General features: G+C 47.3%; 8 protein-coding genes. 6 read left to right on the forward strand and 2 right to left on the reverse strand.

The window, feature by feature from the left end; translation table 11 throughout:
- Positions 1 to 25: 25 nt before the first annotated feature.
- A complete protein-coding gene (locus tag BM607_RS20960) occupies positions 26 to 217 on the reverse strand; it encodes a lipoprotein (protein WP_071940692.1) in 192 nt (63 codons plus the stop codon).
- Positions 218 to 296: 79 nt separating this feature from the next.
- Here BM607_RS20960 and cyaY point away from each other — a divergent pair, with 79 nt between their 5' ends.
- Positions 297 to 626: an iron donor protein CyaY gene (gene cyaY, locus BM607_RS20965; RefSeq protein WP_006083426.1), complete on the forward strand. Its 330-nt coding sequence runs from the start codon at positions 297 to 299 to the stop codon at positions 624 to 626.
- 84 nt (positions 627 to 710) lie between these two features.
- On the opposite strand, the gene BM607_RS20970 is transcribed toward cyaY, so the two are convergent.
- On the reverse strand, positions 711 to 3122 hold the full coding sequence (locus BM607_RS20970; RefSeq protein ID WP_071940693.1) for a class I adenylate cyclase: 2412 nt from the start codon (positions 3120 to 3122) through the stop codon (positions 711 to 713).
- 202 nt (positions 3123 to 3324) lie between these two features.
- Between BM607_RS20970 and hemC the strand changes: the two genes are divergently transcribed.
- The 5 genes from hemC to BM607_RS20995 form a co-directional block, all read left to right on the forward strand.
- Positions 3325 to 4257 carry a hydroxymethylbilane synthase gene (hemC, locus tag BM607_RS20975; protein ID WP_071940694.1) on the forward strand — a complete coding sequence of 311 codons (933 nt, stop codon included), beginning with the start codon at positions 3325 to 3327 and terminating at the stop codon, positions 4255 to 4257.
- Positions 4258 to 4261: 4 nt separating this feature from the next.
- On the forward strand, positions 4262 to 5002 hold the full coding sequence (locus BM607_RS20980; protein WP_071940695.1) for a uroporphyrinogen-III synthase: 741 nt from the start codon (positions 4262 to 4264) through the stop codon (positions 5000 to 5002).
- Positions 5003 to 5062: 60 nt separating this feature from the next.
- On the forward strand, positions 5063 to 6244 hold the full coding sequence (locus BM607_RS20985) for a uroporphyrinogen-III C-methyltransferase (protein WP_071940696.1): 1182 nt from the start codon (positions 5063 to 5065) through the stop codon (positions 6242 to 6244).
- A complete protein-coding gene (locus BM607_RS20990; RefSeq protein ID WP_071940697.1) occupies positions 6241 to 7407 on the forward strand; it encodes a heme biosynthesis HemY N-terminal domain-containing protein in 1167 nt (388 codons plus the stop codon). Before BM607_RS20985 ends, BM607_RS20990 begins: the two co-directional genes overlap by 4 nt.
- A gap of 433 nt (positions 7408 to 7840) precedes the next feature.
- Positions 7841 to 10443 (forward strand): retention module-containing protein (locus BM607_RS20995; RefSeq protein ID WP_140393437.1); only part of this gene is annotated, 2603 nt, incomplete at its 3' end.

A 10443-nucleotide genomic window follows, 5' to 3' on the forward strand; every position in this document is an offset into this window, starting at 1 on the left:
ATGGTCGTTTTAGTTATAGCTATTGTTATTGTTGTGTTTTTTGTGCTTTGATGGCTCTAATTTCGGTTTTAATCTCTTCCACTTCAGGCACAGTTTTAGCTTCATCAACCTTTTTAGGTTGATTCACCTCTGTGGCGGGCGATCGATAGAGGGGGCCCTTCTGGCCGCATGCCGTAATGAATAGGCTACCAAGCAATAACAATAAAAACAGTCTCATTTTTCTCAACATCTGTGCATCTGGTGACTAATGGCCTTATAATCGCACCCATCTTGACGAAAGCAAAGGACAGAAATGCATGGCCATTACAGATACAGAATTTCACCAGCTCGCCGATGACATGTTCCAAGCCATAGAAAATGCGATTGAAACTGCGATTGATGAGCAAGATGCCGATGTTGATATCGATGCCAGTGGCAACGTATTGCAATTAGAATTTGTTGATGGCTCTAAGATAGTGATCAACAAGCAAGAACCTTTGCATGAGATTTGGGTAGCCACACGTTTTGGTGGATATCATTTTGGTTTTGTTGAAGGTAAATGGATGGACGGACGTAATGGCGGCGAGTTTATGCCATTCGTGCAAGAGTCTATCGAGCGCCAAGGCGGAATTAAGCTTAGCTTTTAATCTAAGCCAGTCGTAGCGCAAGCCATAATAGTGCAAAACGATAATGGGAGCCTTAGCTCCCATTATTTATGTTCAAAACCCAGCTTAAAACTCAGTGTCTTGGTCACTCATATCTATGCCGAACGGCGCCACAGTTAACTCCCCCGCCACTCGTACTAGATGGAAAAACTGCGGAATATTGAATCGCGCCCGTGAAGCATAATGCTCATCGAACACATAGTGATGACTGACTTTATTCACTAACTCGGCCATGTTAGAACCCGGCTGCACATAGTGGCTCAATTGGTTTTCCTCATCGAGAATAAATACATCCAAATTATCGACTCGTTGGCGTAGAAAATATTGAATCGCCCCTTTCGCCGCATAGTTCTGCACCACTTTAGGCATACTCGAAAAGGGATCGTCACCCAATTCAGGCCGCGGCAGCAATACAAGATGACTGCGGGATAACTGCTGATAAAAAGACTTAGCATCGCTCAAATCCTGGTAGGCCATGCCTAAGGGATTAAAAAAGATCCCATAGCGGGTATGCCTTATCTGCAGCGGCTGCACTAAGGTGCTGGATTGCTGCACTTTTTGGCACAAACGCATGGTTTGCTTAAGTAGATTTTTCACCGCTAACTTGAGCTGTGGCCGTAACTTTTGCGAGCAACTGATCACATCCATGTCCACGGGTAAGCTGGCCCGCCGGAGTCCTGGCGTCACAAAGGCTAATGCTTGTAATACCGCAGTATCGCCTTCGAAGCGATGACACTGCCATTCACCCCAACTATTCAAACAAATGGCATCTAAGGCGCCAAGCATATTGGCTTTTTTACGCCCGAGTGAGAACACGTTAGCATTCATCACATCGACCATCATTTCCTGTCCGCCCCATTCAATGGTGGGATCGCAATCCAGATTAAGCACAAAAATCAACTTACGAAAATGCCATGGCTGGCATAAGTCCCGTTTCGACACGCGCCATTCGTGGTCGATAAAATTCAGTAACCGCTTAGACGCTTCGGTAAGCCGTTTCGACTTTGCCTTACTCTGACCGTATTCGTGCCATTGTGTTTCAGGTGTCGAAATTCCGTTTAGACATGCCCAGATCATCAAGGCGGATGGGGTTTTTCCCTTACATATCGCCGACTCACCTAACAAATTTTGTGGAAGCGGCTCCTGTCGATAAAGATAATATTGTCGCTCGCGCGAGCTTGACACCATAGTCACGTCGGACTCGGCGACCGAGGCACTCCACAGCAGATTCAGCTTAGCGATTTGATCTTCATCTTGGCTAAAATAGGTGTGTAATTTACGGGTGAGCATGCCCAGCTCTTCAATCCGCAAGCCTTCATTGAGCTCATGAGTCGATGCGAAGCGCAGCAAGGTTTGATAGCTCGCCAACAAGAGTTCATTCAGCTGCTCGTTAAACCAATTGAGCTGGCCACTGTGCCAATGTTCACAATCGTCTAAGGTGCTGATCAAACTGTCGGGCCATTGCCAATCCTGCACCAATTTTTGCAATTTAGGATAACGCCAATCTTTGCCCTCTTGCGGGCGACTCAAGTGCACGCCACATTTTAGATAAAAGCAGCGCCGTGCAATCTCAAGCCGACGGGTATCATTCTGCTTGAGCAAATAGGTTTCGATAATCTCGTAGATGGAGTAATAAGCATCGTTCGACGTCGAAAAATCACCGGCTAAGGTTTTCTGCCAGAGGCGATCACAAAGCACCGTTGAATTGGGATAATCGCTGGCATAGGCCTCGAGTAACAATACTTTAATCAGCGCCTTATGGGGCTTTTCTAAGCCTTTATAGAGCTGCCATAAGGAAGCACCAAAGTACTCACTCGCAGGTAATTCATGCACATCGCCTAAAAACAAGAGTGCAGGATTGAGTTTAGCGTCAGGCCACCATGCAATGGCTTTACCCGCCAGACGAATTTGACTGCGATAAAACTCTTCCAGTAACAACCAGTGCTGGGTGCTGCCACTGTGCTCATGGGCCATAGTTGACAGACAACCACGCAGAGTTTGATCACCACAAAACTGTTGTGGGTGGACTAAGTAAAAGTTCACCTCAAACTGATACTCGGCAAACCATGCAGTCAATCTATCGGTTTTAATCCTGATCAGCGCTAACTCTTCAAGGCTTAAATCTGCCCTATGCACTAACCAAACATCGACATCGCTCTTGGTATTTTGGCCAAAGCTGCCAGTACTGCCCATGGCATAAACGCCATCAAAGGCATTGATGTCCGCTTCTTGATTAATAAAGGGTAGCGAGAAAACATCGCAGGCTTGGGATTCAATTTCGCTAAGCTGATACTCATTAATTCCGCAGGGCGTATTAGCGGCATGATAGCCGGGATACTGAACGCTGTTCTGGTGGATTAAAAAGGGGATCAAATGGAATAAGTGTTTTTGCAGCGGCGATAGCAAAGCCAAGGCGCGCGCAATGCGGACCTTATTAAGTCGTTCAGCTATATCAGGAAACTGTATTTGCCGATCCATTCAAAAACACAACACTTAGACACTTATGAGAAGTGTGCTCATGTTAACACTTTTGCAAACACGAGCAACTATATGTGAAGCGCATCACACTTTCACGCTATGTAGAACATCGCCGACTTCAAAGAATCGATACGGCTTCCTTACATAAACGATTTGCCAATGTTAGCATTGGCGCAACTAAGATCTTTGATGGAAACTAGGCATGTCTGAGAACCGCATACGTATCGCAACCCGCAAGAGTCCGCTAGCCATGTGGCAAGCTGAATTTGTTAAAGCCGAATTAGAACGCATTCACCCAGGTATTGTGGTGGAATTGCTGCCAATGAGCACTAAAGGCGACGTTATCTTAGATACGCCGCTAGCCAAAGTAGGCGGTAAAGGTTTGTTCGTCAAAGAGCTTGAAGTCGCTATGTTAGACGATCTTGCCGATATCGCAGTGCACTCAATGAAAGACGTGCCAGTCGACTTCCCTGAAGGCTTGGGCCTTGAAGTTATTTGCGAGCGCGAAGATCCCCGCGATGCCTTTGTATCGAATTTATATAAATCGATCAGCGAATTACCATTAGGCGCAACTGTGGGCACCTCGAGCCTACGTCGTCAATGTCAGATACGTGCATCACGTCCCGACCTCATCATCAAAGATTTACGCGGTAACGTTGGAACTCGTTTAGCTAAGCTTGATAACGGCGAATACGATGCCATTATTCTTGCCGCTGCTGGCTTAATCCGTCTGAAATTGTCTGAGCGTATTGCCAGCTTTATTTCTGCCGAAGAATCCTTACCCGCCAACGGCCAAGGCGCTGTGGGTATCGAATGTCGCATCAACGACGAACGTGTTAAAGCGCTACTGGCGCCATTAGAGCATTTAGAAACTCGCTACCGTGTTCTGGCCGAGCGCGCGATGAACACTCGCCTTGAAGGTGGATGCCAAGTGCCGATTGGCGCATTTGCTGAAATCAATGGTGACGAGATGACGCTACGCGGCCTAGTTGGTAACCCAGATGGCAGTGAAATCATCGAAGGCGTGATCACAGGTCCAAAAACCGAAGCCACGCAATTAGGTGTTGCCCTTGCTGAAGAGTTACTCAGCAAAGGTGCCAAAAGCATTCTCGACGCCGTTTACGCTAAAGCCTAAGTCAATGAAAGTCTTACTGACGCGCCCCGAGGGGCGCAATCAGTCCATGGTCGATGCCTTGAATGAACGAGGCATTGCTTACTGGGTCACACCTCTGCTGTGTGTCGAAGCAACGCCCGCTATCGCAACGAATACCCCGCATCCTTTAGCACACGCCGATATGGTTATCTGCATCAGCGCCAATGCTGTGACTTTTGCGGATAACGCCTTAACAGCTGCGAATCCACACACCAAAGCTTGGCCTCCAGCTCAGTACTTCGCGGTAGGGCATGCGACTTGGGACGCATTAAACCAGCTCGGTATTTCGGCCCTAGAAGCCCCTGATGACTGTCAGCAGACCGAAGGGCTACTCACGCTCGCGCCGCTGCAAGAGATTAAAGGTCAGCAGATTACTATTATACGTGGCGTCGGTGGCCGCGAAGCCTTAGCCGAACAACTGGCTGCGCGCGGTGCACATTTGCGCTATTGGGAAGTGTATCAACGAGCTTGCCCGCCACTCGATGGTCAACAGTTAGCTCTGCAATGGCAAGCCTTCGGGATAGACACTATTGTGGTGACCAGCGGTGAAGTACTGGATAACCTGATTAATTTAGTGCCAAAAGAGTTATTTGCATGGCTGCGCTCATGTCATATCATAGTCCCAAGTAACCGAGTAGAAGCTCAAGCTCACGCCTTTGGTATAACCCAAGTCACCAATGCCAATGCCGCCAACAGCAAAGCCGTGCTAAACGCCCTTAAACTCTAAGCGCTATTTAGCCCGATTTTACTCGAATTTCGGCAGTAGCATGTTTTCAAGGACTGTTAAATGGATAACAACAAGCACGACGCAAAGAGCCCAGAATCAGAGGCTACCGCTATTATTGTGTCACCGGAAACAACCGATGATACGCCCGCAACATCAGCGTCATCCAACGAATCCCAAACAGCCAAAGCCACCCCTTCAACCGCACCGAGCCAAACGCCAGCATCCAGTAGAAGCTCGTGGGCGATTCGCTTTGGGGTTTTATTAGCGCTAGGTTTAACCGCTTGCACCCTTGGCGGCGGTTTTATGCTGTACCAACAAATGCAACAGCAACTACTGGCGCAGGATGCGAAAAATATCGCCCTCCAGGACCAATTACAGCAAGCGCTGTTGCAGCCAAATCAACGTATTGGCCAGCTTGAACAGCAACAACTGAATGATGCTAAGACTTATCAAGAATTAACAAAATTGGCAGAAGACCAAAATCAACTGCAGGACAGGGTCAATAAACTGGCCCAGCGCAGCCCAACGCATTGGATGGCCTCTGAAGCCGAATATCTCGTGAATATGGCGGGCCGTAAACTTTGGTTAGAGAAAGATCCCCGCACCGCCACCGATCTATTAAAGTCGGCGGATGAAACCATCGCCGCCATGAACAATCCGGCGTTACTGCCTATTCGTAAGGCATTAGCAAAAGACATCGCCGCCACGGCCAGCATTAAAACCACAGATATTGATGGCAACGTATTGGCGCTCGATGCCTTAATTGAACAACTCGATAAACTGCCACTGAATCGCACCGACGCAGAAACCGATGCGCCAGAAGATACAACGATTACTGGGGATTTGAATGATTGGCAGAGCAATCTGGGTAAAACGTGGAAAGCGTTAACCCAAGACTTTATTACCATACGCCACAAAACCGCCGATGCGCCCGCTTTACTCGCACCAGAACAGCAATGGTATCTGGTGGAGAACATTCGCCATAAACTGCTGCAATCGCAACTTGCGTTATATCGCTATGACAGAGCGGCTTATCACCAATCATTGATGATGGCGCGCAAATGGCTCCAAACCTATTTTGATACGCAAGATCACAAGACAGCTGAGGCCATCGCCGAAATCGATAAATTAGCGACCTTAGAACTTGATCCTATTACCCTGAAATCCTTTGCGGCTAAACCTCTGTTATTACAGCTGACTAGTTATGGCGAGCTGACCTCATCAGAGGATACGCCACTATGATCAAGATATTAATTTTCTTAGGGATAGTGCTAATAGGGCTCTGTATCAGCCCTTGGTTGGTTGGTAATACAGGTTATGTCTATATCGCTGCCGGTGACTACCAGATTGAGACCAGCTTAGTCTTTGGGATCATTGCGTTAATTGTATTTTATGCCGTATTCCAAGTACTCGAATGGCTAGTGATTAGCGCCATCAATCTGATGCTGCGCAGTCGTTTTATTCCCCATCACTGGCGCCGCCGCTCGGCTAAAAAACATACCTTAATGGGTGCACTGGCTCTGGCTGAAGAAGATTGGCCAGCAGCTGAACGCGCCATGATAAAGGGTGCTGACAACGGTGAGCTCCCAGCACTTAATTTACTTGCAGCGGCCCGTGCCGCTCAGTATCAACAAAAAATAGCCGAGCGAGATCAATATCTTGATCGCGCTGCAGCGCAACCTCTTGCCGCGAATGCCGTCGCAACCACTCGCACTCGATACCTTTTAAAGCAAGGGGAATTAGCCCTAGCCCGCACCGAGCTGGATAAATTAGCACCGACGAGCAAGAGTAAAGCGCCAGTACTCAAACTCGCCCTTGAGTTATACCGAACCCAAGAGGATTGGGATGCACTCAAGCTGTTAATACCTATTTTGAAGAAGCGTCAGATCCTCGATGATGCTCAGCTGAATGAGCTCAATATCGCCACAAATTGCGCGTTACTCAAAGCCGCAGCCATCAAAGGTGAAGAAGCCTTAGAGCAATGCTGGCAATGGTTATCTCGCAGTGAACGCAATCAATCTGAGTTTCTGGCGATTTATGCCATGGGTTTATGCCGCTTTAATCGTAAAGACCAAGCGCTGAAACTACTCTCGAAAAAATTACGAACCTCTCCCGAGTCAGCACTTTTACATGCAATTCCTGAAATCGCGACAGCCCAAGACACAGAGATCCGTAAACAGTTACTCAAGCATGAAGTCACCCATGAGAATAATGCTGACTACCAGATGTGTTTGGCTAAGCTTTATCAGCAAACGCGGGATATGAAAGAAGCCAGAAGCTGCTTGCAGAATGTTTGCCGACTCGAACCAACAAAAACCTCATGGCTGGCGCTCGCACGGATTCAAGAACAGTTAGGCGAACAAGGTAACGCCAATCAAAGCTATCGCCAAGCAGTTAACTTATAGCTCTACGACATCAATAAAGATAACGCCGTGATTTGCACTGTTGTGAGTCACGGCGTTTACCACTCACGAAGGTTCTTGCTTCATTCGAACTCAAAAACGAGACTCACTAGGTCGGTTTGTGTCGTTTTCATAAAAAATTAACCTTCCAATCCTAATTAATTTGTTATAAATATACTTAACTACAAAGTTGAAAAATACTAAATGCAGCCCTTTTTATAAATATATCTACTACATCTAGTTACACATCTGAATCCTGTCTTTTTTATATCCAACATCTCGCAAACCCCAGTCAGAACAAGCAATACAGATGTGTCAAAAAATTGACTTGTGACACTTTGTTAGCTAAAATTCGACCACTTGTATCACAACCCAGCACATATGTTGGATTTGTGCGTCTGTGGAATTAACACACTTTGGCTGTTGGGAGCTCACTATGGGATCGGTAATTACATCAAAGAAAGGTTTGCTTAAGTTAGTAAAAGGGCAAATCAATGTCGAAGTTGATGGTTCAAATCAACCCGCTAAGGATGGCGAACAACTCCCAAAAGGTGCTGTGCTCCATATTGACGAAAACGCGACCTATGAGATCACCTTCGACGATGGCACGAAGCTATCGAACGAAGTTGCTCCCAACGAATCAGCAGTAGCCACCAACGCCACTGACGCGGCTGCCTTAGATGAAATCCAAGCATTACAAGATCTAATTGCCTCTGGTGAAGACCCAACTCAGAACCTTCCAGAAACCGCAGCAGGGAACACTCCAGGCCGTGATGGTAACTCTGGCTATGTCACTCTCGCTCGCAGTGGTAGTGAAGTCTTAGCCACATCAGGATACTCAACCACTGGTCAAGCACTGACAGGCACAACGGTCAATGATCCACAACTGACCATTGCTGCAGATTCTCCTTCGGCACTCGCCAATGACAGCAATACGACCGATGAAGATAACATTGCCACTGGCAATGTGCTCGATAATGACAGCGATGTAGACTCAAGCTTAAGTGTTGTGAGTTTCGAAGTCGGCGGTACCACTTACGCAGCAGGTACCGAAGTCACGCTTGAAGGCGGCACTTTAGTGTTAAACGCCGATGGCTCATATACCTTTACACCCAATGAAAACTGGAATGGCCAAGTTCCTGTTATTACTTACACCACTAACACGGGTGCAAGCGCAACTCTTACCATTAATATCTCGCCTATAGATGATCCATCTGTTCTGGCCAACGATTCAAATACAGTCGATGAAGATACAGCTGCTACAGGCAACGTACTTGATAATGACAGTGATGTGGACTCAACCTTAAGTGTTGTGAGTTTCGAAGTCGGCGGTACCACTTATACAGCAGGAACTGAAGTCACGCTCGAAGGCGGCACTTTAATCTTGAACGCCGATGGCTCATATACCTTTACGCCCAATGAAAACTGGAATGGCCAAGTTCCTGTTATTACTTACACCACCAACACGGGTGCAAGCGCGACCTTAACCATCAATATATCGCCTGTAGATGATGTATCTGTTCTGGTCAACGATTCAAATACAGTAGATGAAGATACAGCTGCTACAGGCAACGTACTTGATAATGACAGCGATGTAGACTCAACCTTAAGTGTTGTGAGTTTTGAAGTCGGCGGTACGACCTACGTAGCAGGTACCGAAGTCACGCTCGAAGGCGGCACTTTAATCTTGAACGCCGATGGCTCATATACCTTCACGCCAAATGAAAACTGGAATGGCCAAGTACCCACCATTACTTACACAACCAATACTGGCTCTTCAGCAATATTAACCATCAATATCACACCAGTCGCCGATGGGGGACCTAGTGTCACTATCAATACAGATACAAACAATGATGGTTTTATCAGTAACGAAGAGCTAGCTGGCAATACTGAAGTCAATGTCACTATTGGCTTAGATGGCACAGGTGCAAATGTTGGCGATACGCTGACTGTTAATGGTGTTGACTACACATTGACACAGGAAGATATCAACAATGGCTTTGTGAATCTCAACCTTCCGGCTCCCGGTGAAGGCGAAACGATTACAGTTGTAGCGACGATCACAGACAGTGCCAGTAACACATCTCCTGAAGGCAGTGATTCAGCACTACTCGATACGACTGCGCCAACAATTACTGTTGATGCACCTGATGATACCCAAGATACGACACCAACAATCACAGGTTCGACTGATGCACCGCCAGGTAGCACTATTACGATTATTGTCACCGATAGCACAGGTGCAGAGCAAACTCTTACCACCACAGTAAACCCTGATGGCACCTATTCCGTAGATGTCACTAACCCACTCGCTGAAGGCGGCTATACCGCTGTAGCAACAGTGACAGATCCAGCAGGCAATACAGGTGAAGCCACAGATAATGGCAATGTTGATAACACAGCACCAAATATTACCGTCGATGTTCCCGATGCAACCAATGATACGACCCCGACAATCACGGGCACTACAGATGCCCCTCCAGGTAGCACTATAACGATTGTTGTCACCGACAGCACAGGTACTGAGCAGACGCTAACCACCACGGTTAACCCTGACGGTACTTATACCGTGGATGTTACTAATCCTGTCGCCGAAGGCCCTATTACAGCAACAGCGACAGTTACAGATCCTGCAGGTAATACTGGCACAGCCACCGATAACGGTAACGTGGATATCACAGCACCTAACATCACTGTTGATGCACCCGATAATACACAAGATACCACCCCTACTATTACTGGTTCGTCAGATGCAACGCCAGGTAGCACAATTACGATTGTTGTCACAGATAGCACAGGTGCAGAACAGACATTAACAACGACTGTTAATGCAGATGGCACCTACGCAGTGGACGTCACAACCCCTCTGGCTGAAGGTGATTATACCGCTGTAGCAACAGTGACAGATCCTGCTGGTAATACAGGTAAAGCCACTGATAATGGCAATGTAGACACCCAAATTGACCAAGATGGCGACGGCAACACCGTGGCGATCACCAGCATTACCGATGACACCGGCGCCTCCGGCAGCGACTT

The organism is Shewanella sp. SACH (assembly GCF_001887095.2).
Lineage (GTDB): Bacteria > Pseudomonadota > Gammaproteobacteria > Enterobacterales > Shewanellaceae > Shewanella > Shewanella baltica.